Annotated in this window: 14 protein-coding genes, 1 tRNA gene and 3 pseudogenes; 11 read left to right on the top strand and 7 right to left on the bottom strand. The window is 73.1% G+C overall.

Annotated elements, in window-relative coordinates; translation table 11 throughout:
• Positions 1–8: 8 nt before the first annotated feature.
• Positions 9–2,063 carry an MDR family MFS transporter gene (locus ACGF8A_RS04670; RefSeq protein WP_393104192.1) on the bottom strand — a complete coding sequence of 685 codons (2,055 nt, stop codon included), beginning with the start codon at positions 2,061–2,063 and terminating at the stop codon, positions 9–11.
• A 191-nt stretch (positions 2,064–2,254) separates the two neighbouring features.
• On the opposite strand from ACGF8A_RS04670, the gene ACGF8A_RS04665 reads away from it, so the two are divergent.
• Entirely contained in the window at positions 2,255–3,196 is a 942-nt protein-coding gene (locus ACGF8A_RS04665) for a peptidoglycan-binding protein (RefSeq protein ID WP_393104190.1), read from the top strand.
• Between the two features lie 348 nt (positions 3,197–3,544).
• Here ACGF8A_RS04665 and ACGF8A_RS04660 read toward each other — a convergent pair whose 3' ends face one another.
• Together ACGF8A_RS04660 and ACGF8A_RS04655 are read right to left on the bottom strand one after the other, a co-directional pair.
• On the bottom strand, positions 3,545–4,204 hold the full coding sequence (locus ACGF8A_RS04660; protein WP_393104189.1) for an HAD-IA family hydrolase: 660 nt from the start codon (positions 4,202–4,204) through the stop codon (positions 3,545–3,547).
• A gap of 188 nt (positions 4,205–4,392) precedes the next feature.
• Entirely contained in the window at positions 4,393–4,974 is a 582-nt protein-coding gene (locus ACGF8A_RS04655; protein ID WP_393104188.1) for a TMEM165/GDT1 family protein, read from the bottom strand.
• A gap of 399 nt (positions 4,975–5,373) precedes the next feature.
• Here ACGF8A_RS04655 and ACGF8A_RS04650 point away from each other — a divergent pair, with 399 nt between their 5' ends.
• The 4 genes from ACGF8A_RS04650 to ACGF8A_RS04635 all read left to right on the top strand — a co-directional run bounded on the left by ACGF8A_RS04650 (position 5,374) and on the right by ACGF8A_RS04635 (position 10,640).
• Positions 5,374–6,018: an HNH endonuclease family protein gene (locus ACGF8A_RS04650; protein ID WP_393104186.1), complete on the top strand. Its 645-nt coding sequence runs from the start codon at positions 5,374–5,376 to the stop codon at positions 6,016–6,018.
• A gap of 161 nt (positions 6,019–6,179) precedes the next feature.
• On the top strand, positions 6,180–7,820 hold the full coding sequence (locus tag ACGF8A_RS04645; protein ID WP_393104184.1) for an alkaline phosphatase D family protein: 1,641 nt from the start codon (positions 6,180–6,182) through the stop codon (positions 7,818–7,820).
• Positions 7,821–8,024: 204 nt separating this feature from the next.
• On the top strand, positions 8,025–9,941 hold the full coding sequence (locus ACGF8A_RS04640) for an FAD/NAD(P)-binding protein (RefSeq protein WP_393104508.1): 1,917 nt from the start codon (positions 8,025–8,027) through the stop codon (positions 9,939–9,941).
• A gap of 93 nt (positions 9,942–10,034) precedes the next feature.
• The gene (locus ACGF8A_RS04635) at positions 10,035–10,640 is read left to right on the top strand and encodes a DedA family protein (RefSeq protein WP_393104182.1); all 606 of its coding nucleotides are present in this window, start codon (positions 10,035–10,037) and stop codon (positions 10,638–10,640) included.
• 366 nt (positions 10,641–11,006) lie between these two features.
• Here ACGF8A_RS04635 and ACGF8A_RS04630 read toward each other — a convergent pair whose 3' ends face one another.
• Complete coding sequence (locus ACGF8A_RS04630; RefSeq protein WP_393104180.1) at positions 11,007–11,237, bottom strand: DUF2277 domain-containing protein; 231 nt, start codon at positions 11,235–11,237, stop codon at positions 11,007–11,009.
• A gap of 163 nt (positions 11,238–11,400) precedes the next feature.
• On the opposite strand from ACGF8A_RS04630, the gene ACGF8A_RS04625 reads away from it, so the two are divergent.
• Positions 11,401–12,330, top strand: a complete 930-nt coding sequence (locus tag ACGF8A_RS04625; protein WP_393104178.1) for a ketopantoate reductase family protein — start codon at positions 11,401–11,403, stop codon at positions 12,328–12,330.
• A gap of 36 nt (positions 12,331–12,366) precedes the next feature.
• Here the strand turns inward: ACGF8A_RS04625 and ACGF8A_RS04620 are convergent, their stop codons facing one another.
• From ACGF8A_RS04620 to ACGF8A_RS04610, 3 genes and pseudogenes are all read right to left on the bottom strand, one after another.
• Positions 12,367–12,732, bottom strand: coding sequence for an iron chaperone (locus tag ACGF8A_RS04620; RefSeq protein WP_393104176.1), 366 nt, complete (start codon positions 12,730–12,732; stop codon positions 12,367–12,369).
• Positions 12,733–12,742: 10 nt separating this feature from the next.
• A pseudogene (locus ACGF8A_RS04615) lies at positions 12,743–13,228 on the bottom strand (NmrA family NAD(P)-binding protein); the annotation flags it as partial.
• A gap of 578 nt (positions 13,229–13,806) precedes the next feature.
• A tRNA-Val gene (locus ACGF8A_RS04610) sits at positions 13,807–13,881 on the bottom strand.
• A gap of 223 nt (positions 13,882–14,104) precedes the next feature.
• Here ACGF8A_RS04610 and ACGF8A_RS04605 point away from each other — a divergent pair.
• From ACGF8A_RS04605 to ACGF8A_RS04585, 5 genes and pseudogenes are all read left to right on the top strand, one after another.
• Positions 14,105–14,524 (top strand): annotated as a pseudogene (locus tag ACGF8A_RS04605) (hypothetical protein); the annotation flags it as partial.
• A gap of 98 nt (positions 14,525–14,622) precedes the next feature.
• Positions 14,623–16,008 (top strand): hypothetical protein, encoded by a 1,386-nt coding sequence (locus ACGF8A_RS04600; protein ID WP_393104174.1) that lies wholly within the window; start codon positions 14,623–14,625, stop codon positions 16,006–16,008.
• 151 nt (positions 16,009–16,159) lie between these two features.
• Positions 16,160–16,744, top strand: a complete 585-nt coding sequence (locus ACGF8A_RS04595; RefSeq protein WP_393104172.1) for a DUF4383 domain-containing protein — start codon at positions 16,160–16,162, stop codon at positions 16,742–16,744.
• A gap of 9 nt (positions 16,745–16,753) precedes the next feature.
• Positions 16,754–16,978: a zinc ribbon domain-containing protein gene (locus ACGF8A_RS04590; protein ID WP_393104170.1), complete on the top strand. Its 225-nt coding sequence runs from the start codon at positions 16,754–16,756 to the stop codon at positions 16,976–16,978.
• Between the two features lie 117 nt (positions 16,979–17,095).
• Positions 17,096–17,476, top strand: a pseudogene (locus ACGF8A_RS04585) (DedA family protein); the annotation flags it as partial.
• Positions 17,477–17,603: the final 127 nt, after the last annotated feature.

Raw genomic sequence — 17,603 nt, 5'->3', positions numbered from 1 at the left:
CCCGGACCTCACCGGAACCGAGCCACCGGCCGCACCTCGTGCGGCTCCTCCCGATCCGACCCGCACAGTTGCTCGTTCAGCTCCCGCACCAACTGCACCAGATCCGTGGGCCGCTCCGGCCCCCACCAGTCACCGAGCAGTTCCGCCAGCGACTCCTCACGGGCCGACGCCAGCCGCTCCGCGACCACCCGCCCCTGTCCGGTCAGCACCAGGTCGAGTCCCTCGCGCACGGCGAGCCGCCGTTCCTCGACCTGACGGGCACCCTCGAGGATCACCCCCAGCGGCACCGAGCTTCGCTCGGCGAGCACGCCCGGCTCCACCCGCCCGTACCTCTTGATCCGCAGCAACAGCCAACTCGCCGCCGGCACGAGGTCGTACCCCGCACGCGCGGAGATCTTCCGGTACACCTCGTGCCGCCCCTCCCGCGTACCGAGCAGCGACAACGCCCGGCACACCTCGTCGTACGACGACCGCTCGACCGGATTGCTGGCCAGCGTCTCGGAGACGTCGGGCGCGGTGACGGACACCCGCAGCCGGTCCTCCTTCAGGAACCACGCCAGCACGAACGCGACGAAGGCGACAGGCGCGGCGTACAGGAACACATCCGTGATGGCGGACGAGTACGCGCCCAGCGCCCGCGCACGCAACTCGCCCGGCAGGGCGGCGATCCCCCGCGCGTCGGCCGCCAGACTCTCCACGGACACACCGGGTGGCAGCGGCACACCGCGGAAGGCGGACGCCAGTTGCTCGCCGAGACGCCCGGCGAAGAGGGATCCGAAGACGGCGACCCCGAACGCGGCCCCGATCGACCGGAAGAAGGTCGCACCGGACGTGGCGACGCCCAGATCCTCGTACGGGACGGCGTTCTGCACGATGAGCACCAGCACCTGCATGACCAGCCCGAGCCCGAAGCCGAAGACGAAGAAGGTCGCGCTGATCACGGCGTCGGTGCTGTGCTCGTCGAGGTGGTGGAGCAGCAGCAGCCCGAGCGTGGTCACAAAGGTCCCCGCGACGGGGAAGACCTTCCAGCGGCCGGTGCGGCTGACGATCTGCCCGGAACCGGTCGAGGCGAGCAGCAGCCCCAGCACCATCGGCAGCAGGTGCACACCCGACCAGGTCGGCGACACACCGTGCACGACCTGGAGGAACGTCGGCAGATACGTCATCGCGCCGAACATCGCGAAACCGATGATCAGGCTGATCGCGGCGGCGAGGGTGAAGGTTCGGACGCGGAACAGCCTCAGTGGCAGCACCGGTTCCGCCGCCCGCCGTTCCACCGCGACGAGCCCCACGGCGAGCACGGCCGCCAGCGCGAGCAGCCCGGCGATCTGCGCGGAGCCCCAGCCCCAGGTGGTGCCCCCGAGGGAGGCCACCAGGACCAGGCAGGTGGCCACGGCGGCGATGAGGAAGGTGCCGAGGTAGTCGATGACGTGCCGGGTGACGGTGCGCGGCAGATGCAGCACGGTGGCGATCACGATCAGCGCGACGACCCCGACGGGCAGGTTGACGTAGAAGACCCATCGCCAGCTCAGATGCTCGGTGAACACCCCGCCCAGCAACGGCCCGAGCACGCTCGACGCCCCGAACACCGCGCCGAACAGCCCCTGGTAGCGTCCGCGGTCGCGCGGCGGGACCAGATCGCCGACGATCGCCATCGACAGCACGATCAGCCCGCCGCCCCCCAGCCCCTGGACCCCCCGGTAGGCGATCAGCTGCGGCATGTTCTGCGCGATGCCGCACAGCGCGGAGCCGACGAGAAAGATCACGACGGCGATCTGGAACAGCCGTTTGCGCCCGTACTGGTCGCCGAGCTTGCCCCACAGCGGGGTCGCGGCGGTCGACGCCAGCAGATAGGCGGTGACCACCCAGGACAGATGCTGCAGGCCGCCCAGTTCGCTGACGATCGTCGGCAGAGCGGTCGCCACGATCGTCTGGTCCAGCGAGGCGAGCAGCATGCCGAGCAGCAGCGCGCCGATCGACACGAGTACGTTCCCCGGCACTTGCTCGCGGTCCACGGCGCCCGGTATCTGAGCGGCCCTGCCGCTGTGCGTCTCCCCGGCCATGCACACCTCCCGCGGCTGCCTCGCCCGGCCTGCATTACCTCCTCCATCGTGGGCGGTGTGCCCGGTTATGGCCTCTCGAGCCCGCGGAAAAGCGCTCGTTCCCCAGCGATTACGGGGGCGCCGCCTTCGGGACGTACACGGAATCTGCATAATCTCTGGGACCACGAGGCCGCGAGGGGAGGGACGCGAGCGTGGCGAATCCGAACGAGCACCGGTGCCCGGAGTGCGGGACGCCCAGAGCGGCGGACAACACCCCGTCCTGCGCCTGCGGCGAGCGGGCCGCCGAGGCCCTGCGCGACGCGCGCACGGCGGAACAGGCGGCGGCGGAGGACTTCGATCCCCTGCGCATACGCCCCTACGTGTCCCTGAGCGCGCCGGTCGAGCCGCCGCCGGCATCCGCCGAGTCCGCCGAGTTCGCTGAGCTTCCCGAGCCCGGCGACCCCCACGAACCGCCCGGCGGCCCCGAGGCGCCCGGCGGCCTCCACGCACCCGGCGAACCCCCGACGCCCGAAGCCACCGCGGAACCGGACTCCCACCCCCGCCCCGGTCGTCGCCGCACGACGCTCCTCGCGGCCGCCGCGATACTCACGGTGGCCGCCACGGCGGGCTTCGCCGGCGGCCTGTTCTCCTACGACCCCCCGGCGCGGGACAGCGCGGCTCCGGAGCCGGTACGGGAGGCGGTCCCGCAGGCCCGCACGAGCGCGCCGGTCCCGGCGCCCTCGACCGCGGCCACGTCGGCCGCCCCCACCCCGCGGTCCCCGTCCCCCACACCGTCGGCAACGCCCACCCCGTCGCCCACGCTCAGCACGTCACCATCGGCCCCGCCCCCGTCGCCGACGGCGACCCGTTCGTCCGCACCCACCGCCCCCGCCACGAACTCCCAGGCCCCCGCGGACAGCGACGAGCCGCCCCCGACGCTCCGCCGGGGCGACTCCGGCCCCGAGGTCACGGAGCTCCAGCTCCGCCTGCGCCAGCTGGACCTGTACAACGACGACCCGCACGGCCACTACACGCGCGAGGTCGAGTACGCCGTGCGCAACTACCAGTGGGCCCGCGGTGTACGGACCGACGAGCTGGGTGTCTACGGCGAGGAGACCCGCCAGAAGCTGGAGTCGGAGACGTCAGAACCCTGACACGCCCGCAAACGCCCAGGCGCCCCGCCCCGCCCCGCCACCCAGAACCTGCCGCAGCCCACACCACCGCGACGCGCCCCACCACCGCGAAGCCCAACGCGACTGACCGCCGCGATCCACAACGCGCCCCACCGTCCGAACCCGCGACGCACCCCACTCACCGCGCCCAGCGGGCAGCTCCCATCTCCCTCGGCCACCCTCGGCCACCCTCGGCCTCCCTCGGCCACACGAAACCCAGGCCCCGCCCAGGACCCAGCACCCTCGCCACGCGGTCGGCGCTGCGGGTCGGTACCCCAGCGCAGCAGCACGCCGGCGCCCCAGCGCCTTGCCCCCCGCGGCCGGCGCCCCTCACCCGAACAGAACCCTGATCCCCCCACCCGCAACACCCTCCACCCGCACCCCGCTCAGGTCGTCCACCAGCACGTCCGGCCGATGCGCCGAGGCCCGCGGTCCGACGCCGACCACCCGCATCCCCGCGGCGCGCCCCGCCGCGATCCCCGCGCCGGAGTCCTCGAAGACCAGGCAGTCGGCGGGGGCCGCGCCGAGCTCGGCTGCGCCCTTCAGGAACCCCTCGGGGTCGGGCTTGCTGGCGCCGACGGACTCCGCGGTCACCCGCACGTCCGGCAGCGCCAGCCCGGCCGCGGCCATCCGCGCCGTGGACAGCGGCACGTCCGCCGAGGTCACCAGGGCGTGCGGCAGCCCGCGCAGGGATGCCAGGAGCTGCGCCGCGCCGGGAATCGCGACGACGCCGTCCATGTCGGCGGTCTCCTCCGCGAGCATCCGCGCGTTGTCCGCCAGGTTCTGCTCCATCGGCCGGTCCGGCAGCAGCACGGCCATGGACGCGTACCCCTGCCGCCCGTGGACGACCTTCATGACCTCGTCCCCGTCCAGGCCGTGCCGCTCGGCCCACCGTCGCCAGATGCGCTCCACGACGGCGTCGGAGTTGACGAGGGTGCCGTCCATGTCGAGCAGGAGGGCGCGGGCGGTGAGCACGGTGGTGGCCGTCATCGGCAGCTCCAGTACGCGGGTGGGGGCGGCGGGCAAGCGCCGGCCCGGGAACAGGTCGGGCCCGGGGAAACAAGGCGGCCCCGCCCGCCGGTCAGGGAAAACGGGCGGGAGCCACTTTGTTTCTCTACGGTACAAAACAAGTCGCGCAACCGCCAGCGCCGTAGCCAAGCCTTCACCTGCCGTTCAGCTCAGCCGGTGACGGCCTCCCAGAGGCTCCACACCCCGAGACCGAGCATCAGCAGCGCCGCGACCTTGGTGATCAGCCCCAGCGGCACCCGCCTCATCAGCGCCCTGCCACCGACGATGCCGAGTCCGGCCACCGCCCACAGCGCCAGCACCGCACCGAGACCGACGGACAGCGGGTCGTCGTACCGGGCGGCGAGGTTCGCGGTCATGATCTGCGTCAGGTCACCGAACTCGGCGACCAGGATGAGCATGAAGCCCGCACCGGAGACCTTCCAGAAGGACTGGTCCTCCGGCCTGCGGATCTCCTCCTCCCCGTCGCCCTTCCTGAACAGCAGCACCGCCGCGCCCCCCAGGAAGAGCACACCGGTGAGCGCGTGCACCAACTGCTGCGGCAGCAGCGTCAGCACGCTGCCCGCCGCGACGGCGAGGGCGACGTGCAGCGCGAAGGCGGCGGCGACACCGGCGAAGACGTACGAGGCGCGGTAGCGGGTGCCGAGGACGAGCCCGGCGAGCGCGGTCTTGTCGGGAAGTTCGGCGAGGAAGACGACGCCGAAGACGAGCGCCGTGACGGTCAGGCTGATCAAGGTTCCTCAATCGGTCGGGGCCACCGGCCGAGAGTCGTGGCGCACATCGGACCTCGGCACGGCAGCACACGTGGACCCGTGCCGTGGGCACGGGCGTGTCCTGCATGCCGAAGGTCTCGCTGGCCGGCCTCGTCATCGAGACCCGCCTCCGGGCGCCGGCTCGGATCCCTCGCGGGCTGAGCAGTATGTCGACGGACCGGCGAAGAGCTACTCCCCTTCTGCGCCCCCCATGCTACGCGACGGCCCCACCGCCCCTTGAGCGGAAAAGTTCCGCCCTGAATCTTGTCGTGTCATGCACGTGTCACTAGCTTCTCACCGAACGCACACCCGTTCGCAATACGGCATCGACAGCATTCCCTCGCCCGCACGCCAAGACCCCCACACTCCAAGGGAGTTCGCATGCCCAGGTTCTACGCGCGTCGACGGCTCAGCGCAGTCGCGGCGATCAGCGCCTTCGCCGCCTCCGTCGCACTGTTCAGCGCCCCCACCGCCTCCGCCGCCCTCCCCACCCCGGTCAGCGGCGCCACCGCCCGCTCCTACCTCGCCCAGCTCACCGTGCGGGCCGAGGACCGCACCGGCTACGACCGTGACCTCTTCCCGCACTGGATCACGCAGTCCGGCTCCTGCAACACCCGTGAGACCGTCCTCAAGCGCGACGGCTCGGGCGTCGTCACCGACTCCTCCTGCGCCGCCACCAGCGGCAGCTGGTACTCCCCGTACGACGGCGCCACCTGGTACGCCGCCTCCGACGTCGACATCGACCACCTCGTCCCGCTCGCCGAGGCCTGGGACTCCGGCGCAGGCAGCTGGACCACCTCCAAGCGCCAGTCCTTCGCCAACGACCTGACCCGCCCGCAGCTCATAGCGGTCACCGACAACGTCAACCAGGCCAAGGGGGACCAGGACCCGGCCACCTGGATGCCGTCCCGCACCGCCTACCGCTGCACCTACGTGCGCGCCTGGGTCCAGGTGAAGTACTACTACGGTCTCTCGGTCGACTCCACCGAGAAGAGCGCGCTCACCAACCACCTGGCCTCCTGCTGACCCACCCGGCCTCCGGCTGACTCCGACGCGCCACCTTTCCGGCGCGGAACCTCCCCGCCGGCCTCCGTCGTTCCGTACCGTACGGGGCGACGGAGGAGGCCGGTGAAGAGGGCGCGGAGCGCCCTCGGGACGGGCCGACCAGAGAGAAGGCGGAAGATCACGTGGCGGCACTGCGCCTGGGACCACTGCTGAGGTACGTCGACGGCTCGACGGCGACCGTCTGGGTCGAGGCGAGCCGCCCCTGCACCGCCGAGGTGCGCTGCGCCGACGGCGCCCACGGCGCGGCCCGCACCTTCCAGGTCGCGGGCCACCACTACGCCCTGGTGCCGGTGACGGGCCTGACGGCCGGGACGACCACGGAGTACGAGGTGCTGCTCGACGGCACGCCCGTGTGGCCGCTGCCCGACTCGCCGTACCCGCCCTCGGTGATCCGCGCCGGCTGGGCCGACGGCACCGTCCGGGTCGCCTTCGGCTCCTGCCGCTGGGCCGCGCCCCCGGCCGACGGCAAGGACCCGGTCGGCCCCGACGCCCTGGACACCCTGGCCGCCCGTATCGCGGCCGACCCCACGGCCGAACGGCCGGACGTCCTGCTGCTCCTGGGCGACCAGATCTACGCCGACGAGACCTCCGGGGCGACCCGGCGCCGGCTGGCCGCCCGCCGCGACCTGAGCTTGCCGCCGGGCAGCGGGGTGGCGGACTACGAGGAGTACACCGAGCTGTACTACGAGTCCTGGCTCGACTCCGAGGTGCGCTGGCTGCTGTCCACCGTGCCCACCTGCATGATCTTCGACGACCACGACGTCATCGACGACTGGAACACCTCCGCCGCCTGGCTCGCCGACATGCGCACCACCGACTGGTGGCAGGAGCGGGTGGTCAGCGGCCTGATGTCGTACTGGGTCCACCAGCACCTGGGCAACCTCACACCGGCCGAACTGGCCGCCGACCCCCTGTACGCGGCCGTGCGGGACACCCCCGACGCCACCGGCCTGCTGCGCGCCTTCGCCACCGAGGCCGACGCGGACCCGACCACCGTGCGGTGGAGCTACCGGCGGGACTTCGGGCGGGTCCGGCTGCTGATGGTGGACAGCCGCGCCGCCCGCGTCCTGGCGGAGGGCAGCCGTTCGATGCTCGACGCCGGCGAGCAGGAGTGGCTGCGCACCGAGGCGCTGAACGAGCCGGGATCGTTCGACCACCTCCTGATCGGCACCTCCCTGCCCTGGCTGTTGCCGCACCTGGTGCACGACGCCGAGGGCTGGAACGCGGCGCTGTGCAGGGGCGAGAAGGGCGAGCGCTGGGCGCGGTGGGGCGAGAAGATGCGGCGGGCGGCGGACCTGGAGCACTGGTCGGCCTTCCCGGAGTCCTTCGACGCGCTGGCGGCGCTGATCGCCGAGGTGGGCTCGGGAGACGCGGCACCGGCGACCGTGTGCGTGCTGTCGGGGGATGTGCATCACGCGTACGTGGCGGAGCCGGCGTGGCCCGCCGGCGGGCCGGACGCGCGCGTGCTCCAGCTCACCTGCTCGCCCGTGCACAACTCCGTCCCGCCGGTGATACAGCTGGGCTTCCGGTTCGGCTGGAGCCGCTTCGCGCGGTTCCTGGGCCGCCGGATCGCGGGCCACGGCAAGGTGCCGCAGCCGCCGATCGACTGGCGCTGCACGAGCGGGCCCTGGTTCGGCAACCAGTTGATGACCCTGACGATGAGCGGGCGTTCGGCGCGGCTGCTGCTGGAGCACACCGCACTGGACGGGCGGGGCGGCGCGCGGCTCATGACCGTGGAGGAGTCGGTTCTCACCACCTCATGAGGTACATCCGGGACCTGTGGGACCCGCGTTGGCTTCTGATGTCCGCGACGGCATGATGAGGCGGACCGTCCGCTTCCACTGGGACGGTCCGCCGCACTGTGCCCCACACGCCCGGGAGTCACCCCTTTGTCTGCACCGACCGCGGAATCCATACCGGAGGCCTCCCTGGCGGAGGCTCCACGCGGGACTTCTCTGGAAGGGTCGCTGCCACCCGGGACCAGGTCCGCCCCCGCCCCGGTCTCCGTCGCCCTCGTCGGCGCCGGGCCGCGCGGCACCAGCGTGCTGGAGCGCCTGTGCGCCTCCGCCACCGAACTCCTGCCGCCCGGTGCGCCGCTGACGGTGCACGTGATCGACCCGGCGGCACCCGGGCCCGGACGGGTCTGGCGCACCACCCAGTCCGCCGAGCTGCTGATGAACACCGTCGCCTCGCAGGTGACCCTGTTCACGGACGAGAGCGTGGACTGCTCGGGGCCGATCCGGCCGGGCCCGAGCCTGTTCGAGTGGGCGCGCGGCGAACTCGGGCCGGACGACTACCCGACCCGGGCGCAGTACGGCCGCTATCTGGAATGGGTGTTCGCACGGACGGTGCGTCAGGCGCCGCCCGGGGTGCGCGTCGAGGTCCACACGGCCCGCGCGGTCCGGCTCGACGACGGCCCCGACGGCCATCAGGTCCTCGCCCTCGACGACGGCCGGCTGCTGACCGGACTCGCGGCGGTCGTCCTCGCGCAGGGCCATCTGCCGACGGCACCGGACGAGGAACAGCGGCAGCAGACGTCGTACGCCGACCGCCACGGCCTGCGGTACGTCCCGCCCGCCAATCCGGCGGACGTCGACCTGGACCCGCTCTCCCCCGGCGAACCGGTGCTGCTGCGCGGCCTGGGCCTGAACTTCTTCGACCACATGGCGCTGCTGACCACCGGACGGGGCGGCCGTTTCGTCCGTGCCGAGCACGGCCTGCGCTACCTCCCCTCCGGCCGCGAGCCCCGCCTGTACGCGGGCTCCCGGCGCGGGGTCCCGTACCAGGCGCGCGGCGACAACGCCAAGGGCCCGTACGGCCGCCACGAGCCCCTCGTGCTCACGCCGGAGGTGATCGCGGGCTTCCGCAAGCGCGCGGACTCGGGGGACGCGCCCGACTTCCTGACGGAGATATGGCCGCTGGTGGCCAAGGAGGTCGAGACGGTCCACTACGCCACGCTGCTGGACGGGTCACGCGCGTTCACCGAGCGGTATCTCGCCGTTGCGCACGGCGATCCCCAGGAGGCCCGTCTGCTGGACGAGTTCGGGATCCCGGCAGCCGAACGCTGGTCGTGGCGGCGGATCTCCCGGCCGCACGCGGACCGGACGTTCGACGGACCCGGCGCCTGGCGTGACTGGCTCCTCACCTACTTGCGCGAGGACGCCGCACAGGCCGCCCTGGGCAATGTGCGCGGCCCGCTGAAGGCGGCCCTCGACGTGCTGCGCGACCTGCGCAACGAGATCCGGCTGATCGTCGACCACGCCGGGCTGCCGGGCGCCTCCCGCCGGGACCACCTGGACCGCTGGTACACGCCGCTCAACGCCTTCCTCTCCATCGGCCCGCCCCGGCGCCGCATCGAGGAACTGGCGGCGCTGACGGCGTCCGGCGTGGTGGAGGTACTGGGCCCGCGGCTGGAGGTGCGGTGCGCGGACGGCGCGTGGGTGGCGCACTCGCCCGAGGTGCCGGGGTCGGCGGTACGCGTGACGACCCTGGTGGAGGCACGGCTCCCGGAACCCGATCTGCGCCGCACCGCCGACGAGTTGCTCACCCGGCTCCTCGGCTCCGGGCAGTGCCGGCCGCACACGGTCGACGGGTACGAGACCGGCGGGCTGGACGTGACCCGGCGGCCGTACCGCCTGATGGACCGTCAAGGAGTGCCGCACGAGCGGCGGTTCGCGATCGGGGTGCCCACGGAGGGCGTGCACTGGGTGACGGCGGCGGGCGCGCGGCCCGGCGTGGACTCGGTGACGCTGTCGGACGCGGACGCGGTGGCCCGTGCGGTGCTGCGGGTGGCGGCGGAGCCGGGGGCGGCGGCGGGCGCGGAACCGGGCAGCGGGGTGAGCGCGGCCGACCTGGCCGGGCGCAGTTCTTCGGTTTGTACGTGAACGTCCGGCACCGAACACACGAGCCCCCCGTGAATCTCTTGTCACACCCCCGGCGTACTCTGTGATGCTCACGGGGGATGACGGGGAGTCGCGGTGCTGGAGAGTGTGGGGTCACTGACGGGCAGTCCATGGATCTACGCCATGGTGGCCGCGTCGGTCCTGCTCGACGTGTTCGTTCCGGTACTGCCGAGCGGGGTGCTGGTCATCATGGCGGCGACGGCCGCGGCCGCCGGCTCAGGCGCGGCCACCGGACACGTCCCGGCCGACGTCCCCGACATCCTGCTCCTCACTCTCTGCGCCACCACCGCGTCCGTACTGGGTGACCTGGTGGCGTACCGCCTCGCCTGGAGCGGAGGCGCCCGCCTGGACCGCGCGCTGGCCCGCCTGCCCCGCCTCAGCACCGCGCAGGAAAGTCTCGGCACGGCCCTGGCCCGAGGCGGCGGCGCCCTGGTCGTCCTCGCCCGCTTCGCCCCCGCAGGACGCTCCGTCGTCTCCCTCACCGCCGGCGCCGCCCACCGCCGCCCCCGCGACTTCGTCCCCTGGTCGGCCCTGGCAGGCCTCACCTGGGCCACGTACAGCGTCGCCCTCGGCTACTTCGGCGCCCACTGGCTGGGCGCGACATGGCTGGCGACGGGCGTCTCACTGCTCGCGCTGTTCGCGGCGGGAGCGGCGGCCACGCATCTGATGGGACGGGCCTGAGTCCGCCGGGCGCTCGTCCGCGGCCGGGCCGGCGAACCGGAGCCCTGGAAGGGCCAAGCCGCTACGGTGCGTGCACGATGGGGCACATACAGGCACGCATGGCCACCGTCAGGCCGAAAGCGGGCACCCAGCGGCGGGCCGTGTCACGCGCACGTCCACCCGCCCCCACCAGGGAAGGGACCTCATGGGGCTACGTCGCCGGCCCGTCCCCCGGCGGGGGCGAAGGCCGCCGGTGCGCCTGACGGCCGTGCCGATCCCTCGGCCGGCGGACGGCCCGAGCCCACGCCCGACGGACGGCGGCTGACCGAGCCCGACCACGACCGGCGGCCGACCCCGGCCCAGCACCCGCCCCGCGCCCCCGGACCGCTAACCCGCCCGGCGGGCGGTCTGGCCTCGGATCTCCAGGCCGGACAGAAGTTCGGCCGTGGCCTCGGTGATCGCGTCGACAGCCCGCTCGAAGACCTCGCGGTTGTGGGCGGCGGGCGCCCGGAAACCGGACACCTTCCTCACGTACTGCAACGCGGCGGCCCGGATGTCCTCCTCGGTCGCCTCCTCGGGCAGCACGGGCGGACGTAGCGTCTTGATACTGCGGCACATGGCTCCAGTCTCACCCCGTCCGCCCCCGTACGTCTCGCAGTCCGCACGTCTCGCGGCCCGTACGTCCCGGTCCGGAGCGGCCCTACCGGCGGGCCCGCCCCGCCTGTCATGATCGCCTCCCAGGCGGCCACCGAACGGGGCCGACCGGCAGAAGGAGCGAGACATGGCGTACGACAAGGACACCACTCCCACCACACCGCGCAGGCTCACCGTCGCGGTAGTGGGCCCCGGCGGCGTGGGCGGCCTGCTGGCCGGCCTGCTCGCCCGCGCGGGCCATCGGGTGATCTGCCTGGCCGGCGACACCACGGCCCACGCCCTGCGCACCACCGGCATCCACGTCCGCAGCTCCCGTCACGGCGAGTTCACCGTCCCCGTGGAAGCCGGCACCGAACTGCGTGAACCGGTCGACGCCTGCCTGATCACCGTCAAGGCCACCACCCTCGACGCCGCGCTGCCCCGCGTCCCCGCCCCCGCCCTCGGCGACGCCCTGCTCGTCCCCTTCCTCAACGGCGTCGAGCACCCCGCCCGCCTCCGCTCCCGCTACCGCCCCGGCCAGGTCGCCCCGGCCGTCATCCGCGTCGAGTCGACCCGCGTGGCCCCCGGCGAGATCGAGCACACCAGCCCCTTCGCCGAGATCGACCTCACCGGCGACCCCGTCCCCCGCCCCCGCCTCGACACACTGGCCGCCGCCTTCGCCGGCGCCGGCCTCACCACCCGCGTCCTGGGCGACGAGGCGGCCGCCCTGTGGGCGAAGATGTCGTTCCTCGCCCCCTTCGCCCTGCTCACCACCCGCTACGCCCGCCCCCTCGGCGACGTCCGGGTCCACCACCGCGACGAACTCACCGCCCTGGTCGCCGAAACGGCCGCCGTCAGCCGCGCCTGCGGCGGCCCCGCCGACCCGGCCGAGGCACTCGCCCGCTTCGACGCCTTCCCGCCGGGCACCAAGTCCTCCATGCAGCGCGACGCCGAGGCAGGACGGCCCCTGGAGCTGGACGCGATCGGCGGCGCGCTGCTGCGCGCGGGCGAGCAGCAGGGCGTAGCCACCCCCGTGGCGGCGAAGCTGGTACGGGAGCTGCGGGCAGCGGGCCACTGACACCCCGCCCACGCCCCCCGGGGCCCGGCGCAGCGCTCAGCGGACCTGCCCGGGCCCGGCGGCCGTCGCCTTCAGCAGATCGCGCACCAGCTCGAAGTCGATCAGCTCGGGCTTACGGAAGCGCAGGCACGCCTTGCCCATGTCCTGCGCGGCGAGCCGCTCCTCGAAGGCCTCGCGGACGTCGCCGCGCATCAGATAGAAGGAGATGTACTGCTTCTGACTGGCGAAGGCGATCTCGGCGGCGCCGTCCCGCTCATAGGCGGGCATCCCGTACGCCATCACCTCACGGAACCCCGCCAACTCCCCGACGCACAGCGCCCGCAGCCGGCTCAGCACCTCCCGGCGCTCCTGCGGCACCTCGGCGAGATACGCGTCGACGTCTTCGGCCTTGCTCTGCACCATGGCCCCGAGCCTACCGACGGACGGCCCGCTCCACATGGGTCCGGAAGTCACGCGCCGGCCGGCCGGTGAGGCGCAGGACGGTACCGGTGGTCCGGTCCTCCGCGCCCGCGGCGATCGCGCGATCCATCCCGGCGAGCATGGCGGCGAACTCCTGGGGCATGCCGGCCGCCAGGCGTTCGCGCATCTCCACGTACGTCAGCCGCTGGTGGGTGACCCGGCGCCCGGTGACCCCGGTGAGGACCGCGGCGACGTCGTCGTGGCTCAGCGCCCGCGGGCCGGTGAGGACGAGGTCGGTGCCGGGTGCCTCGGCATCGGTCAGCGCGTGCGCGGCGACGGCCGCGATGTCGTCGGCGTCCACGAAGGCGACCCGCCCGTCGCCCGCCGCGGTCCTGATCACGCCCTCCTCGCGGATCGTCCGGGCGTGCGGGTGGTGGCCGGTGAAGTTCTGCATGAACCAGGACGGCCGCAGCACCGCCCACTCCTCGAAGTTGCCCGGCGACCAGGGCAGGGTTCAGCGCTTGAGCGTGAAGGTGAAGTCGCCGGAGAGCCTGCCCCGGTGGCGCACCGCCGAGGCGCCCGACCAGCCGTTCCAGGCGCGGCACTGCTCGACGTACGCCGACATCGTGCACACCGCCCCGAAGCAGGGCAGGAGGGGTACGGCGGACCGGCGACCACCTCCCGGGCGGAGTATCCGACGAGGTGCTCGGCGGCCTGCGTCCACCCGACCACCGTCCCGTCCTCGTCAAGGAGCGCGAACGGCCGTGTCGGAGACGTCGGACGCGAGCATCTGCCTGCCGAGTGCGACGCGACCGGCGTTGGCCGTGGCCCTGGTCATCGAGCAGTCGCCCCCGGAGGGCTCAGAAACGCAAGATACAGAACATAATGATCAATTCACCTCTTACTGGGCACCGCCCGGCTGGCGCTCCCTCATGGTGACGTCCTGGACGCGCTCACGACGGCGGAGTCGAGGCGGCAGATCGACCTTCCACCGTTCCGATCTCCCGAGCATCTCCTGGACGATCAAAGAAGCGCGCCCCGGCCGATGATCGGCCGGGGCGATTTCCCTGGTAACCCTGGTGGGCGCGGACGGTTTCGAACCGCCGACATCCGCCTTGTAAGGGCGGCGCTCTACCGCTGAGCTACGCGCCCAGGACGAGTCGACAGCCTACCTTGCCGGAGGGAGTGCCCTGCAATCCCGTACTGCCGCGGCGTTGGAGGGCCTGACGGGCCGGGGGATATCCCCACCCCGGATTCGGGAGCGGGCCGGATCCCCCGGTGACGGGCGGGTCAGTACGGTCGGGTGGTCGCCTTTCCTGCCGCTGCCGCGGCCCGGCCGGGAGGCGTTCCGCAGACCGTCGCAGGGGGAGATCTCATGGCCCGTACCGTTTCCGTGTCCGCCCGCACCGCAGCCCTGGCCGGTGCCGTCGCGGTCGTCGTGGCGGGTGTCACCGGCTGCGCGGCCGCCGGGGACGACCAGGAACCCGAGCGGCGGTCCTTCCCGTTGCCGGGTTCCACGCTCACCGTGGACTCCGACGACTCGGCCCTGGAACTCGTCGCCTCGGACGCGGCCCCAGAAGGCCGTGTCCAGGTCACCCGCTGGTTCGAGGGCTCGGTCGTCATGGGCAGGGATCCCGAGGTGACCTGGGCCATGGACGGTGACCGGCTGGTCCTGCGGGTCAGGTGCTCCGGCTTCGTCGCCGACTGCGCCGCCAAGCACCGCATCGAGGTGTCCGTGCCCCGCGACGACGCCGGCCGCCACCTCGTGTCCGCCCGTACCGGCGACTGCAAAGTCACAGTACGGACTGCGAACTGACCGCCCCGTGTGTTCGTCCTCAACGAGTGGGAGAATGACACCACCGGGCAGGGCGGATGACAGCACGGGAGAGGGATGTGACGGCGACACCACCTCAGCCGGACTCGCCGTCGAGAGCGCATGGGCGCCGCCGTGCCCCAGCGGGCGTCCGTGACGTCCTCACCCTGATGAGCCTGCCGCTGGCCGCCGCCCTCGTCCTGCCCGCCGCGTTCGCCGGCGGCGGCACCCGGCGCTGGTTCGGCGGGCGGGCCGAGAGCCAGCGCGCGCAGGCACAGGCCGCGAAGGACGCCGCCGCGGCCGCTTTCTACGAACTCGACACCGCCCAGCGCGATCTGCGCATCTCCATCGAGACGATCGCGGCCGTCGACGACTCCCCCGCCGCCCGCCGCGCGGCCGCCGACTTCGAGGCGCTCGGCCGCCGCATCGACGAGGCCAGCCACCGCTACATCAACGCCGTCGACGCCCACGACCTCGACCGCGACGATCTGGAGGCCTCGGCCGCCGCCCGCGCCCGCACCGAGCTCACCGGGGCCAAGGACGAGCTCGGCCGGGTCAAGCAGGACCTGGACCGCTTCTCCGACGGCCTCGGACCCCTGCTCGGCAAGGCCGAGACCCAGCTCGCCCGCCTGGCCCCCGCCGTCGAACGCGCCCGCCAGTCCCTGCTCGCCGCCTCGAACGCCCTCGACACCGTACGAGGATCGGGGCTCAAGGCGGACGACCTCGCCGCCCGTCTCGCCGCCCTCGCCCCGGAGCTGACCAAGCTGAACCAGGGCGCGGGCCGGCACGGCGTCCCCCAGACACTGGAACGGGCCGAGCGGCTCGCCCGGGAGGCGGAGGCCATCCGCACGGAGGCCGAACGGCTGCCCGAACGCGCCGCCGAGATCGACCGCCGCCTGGTCTCCCTGCGCACCCGCGCCGAGGCCCTGACCACCCGCGCCGGACAGGTCGAGCCGGTGCTCAGCGAGCTGCGGCGCCGGTTCACCGCCGCCTGCTGGCAGGACCTGCAGCCCGTGCCCGCCCAGGCCGCGCAGAACGTCCGCCAGGCCGAGCAGAAGCTCACCGAGGCCCGGACGGCACGCCAGGCCCAGCGCTGGCCCGACGCGACCGCTCTGCTGGCCACGGCCCGGGCCCTGCTGAACTCCACCGACGACGCCGTCTCGGCCGCAGGCGACCGCCTGAAGCGGCTGAACGCCGTCCAGAAGGATCCCCGGCAGGAGATCGACCGGACCCGCTTCGCCATCCGGGACGCCCAGCGGCTCGCCATGGCCGGCCGCAACACCCCTGATCCCCGGCACGCCCGTCCCCTGGACGAAGCCGTCGGGCGGCTGGAGCGCGCGGTCGCCACCCTGGAGGGCCGACACCCGGACTACTGGCACTTCCTGACCGAGACGGAAGCGGTCCGGCGGACGGTGGCCGGTGTCGTCGGGCAGATCCGCGAGGATCGCGGGGGCCCGGCCCACTGACCGGTCCCGCTCCGGTGACCGTCTGCCCCATGGGCGCTCAACCGGGACGACGCCGGGATCTGACCTCCATGTGTTGCCCACCCGGGCAGGGCGGGCAGATATTGAAGGGAAAGGGACGCAGGGCCTCCGCTATCGCCCTCTGGGAGGCGACATGGCCACACACGCATCGCACGGAGAAGCACGGCAGCGGATCCGGTTCGACAAGCACCTCCCCGTCGACCACCGGCTGAACCAGGTCTACCGCTTCGGTGCCGGACTCATGGGTCTGGTGCTGGTCGCCTTCGGCATCCTCGGTCTGATCGACAAGGTCGGCTTCTTCGACACCCGCGGTGACCAGGTGGCGGGCCTCAACACCAACGGCACACTGAGCGTCCTGTCGATCTGCGTGGGCATCCTGCTCTTCGTGGGCATGGTGATCGGCGGCAACTTCGCCTCCACGCTCAACATGGTGGTCGGCATCGCCTTCATCCTCAGCGGCTTCCTGAATCTGGGGCTTCTGGACACGGAGTACAACTTCCTGGCCTTCCGGATCCAGAACGTGCTGTTCAGCTTCGTCGTCGGCGTGCTTTTGATGTTCTTCGGGATGTACGGGAGGGTCGGCTCGGCTCTGCCGCGCGACAATCCGTACTGGCGGGCCCGCCATCCCGACATGGTCGGGCCGGAGCCCGGGGAGCAGGGGCGTGGTGACCCCGCGGCGCGCGACCGTTCCCTGCCTCCACCAAAGGACGCCCGTTAACCTGAGGGCATGCCTCGCTACGAGTACCGCTGCCGGACCTGCGGCGACACCTTCGAACTGAGCCGCCCCATGGCCGAGTCCTCCGCCCCGGCCACCTGCCCCACGGGCCACGACGACACGGTGAAGCTCCTGTCGACCGTCGCGGTGGGCGGCTCGGCGTCCGCGCCCGCTCCGCGGGCGAGCGGGGGCGGGGGCGGTGGCGGCGGGTGCTGCGGCGGAGGTTGCTGCGGCTGACGCCCGAGCGGCGCGCGACCGCGACGGCCACCGAGGTCGCCGTCCCGGGTGCACGTGGCCGCCCGGTATTCCCCGCCGGCTGCCGTGACCGCCGGGGCTGCCCGGTCTGCTTCCTCCGGACGGATGATCCCCGTCTTCCGCAGCCTGAGCTCCGTCCCGGCGGGGGTCGAGCGCATGCGCATGCCGCTGTTCCTCGGCCTCACCGCGCTGGGCAGCGCGATCTGGAACACCGTGTTCGTCCTCGCCGGCTACGCGCTGGGCGAGAAGTGGACCGAGGTGACCGCCGTGGTCTCCAGCTACTCGAAGGTCGTCCTCGTCGTGGCCGCGGTGGCGGTCGTGGCCTTCATCGGCGTGCGGCTGCTGCGTCCCGGTGGCGGCGCGAGGAGGCGGGGACGGCACGACGACCAGGGTTCCCGCGGCACAGCAGGTGCGGGCATGGGCGAGGGACAGGCGCGACGGACGCCGGCGTCCCGGTCGCGGGTGCGATCGAGTCGATAGCGCCTGCCGCGGAAGGCGGCCGCACGGCCGGTGGCAGCAGCCCGGCCGGTGCCACCCGCACAGCCGGCAGCAGCCTCACCACCCTCGGCACGCCGCTCCCCTGTGGCCGCTCCCCTGTGACCGCTCC

Source organism: Streptomyces sp. NPDC047706 (genome assembly GCF_043204795.1).
In the GTDB taxonomy this organism is placed as follows: domain Bacteria; phylum Actinomycetota; class Actinomycetes; order Streptomycetales; family Streptomycetaceae; genus Streptomyces.
The sequence above is the reverse complement of the archived record's forward strand: the minus strand, read 5'-3'. Positions and strand labels throughout refer to the sequence as shown.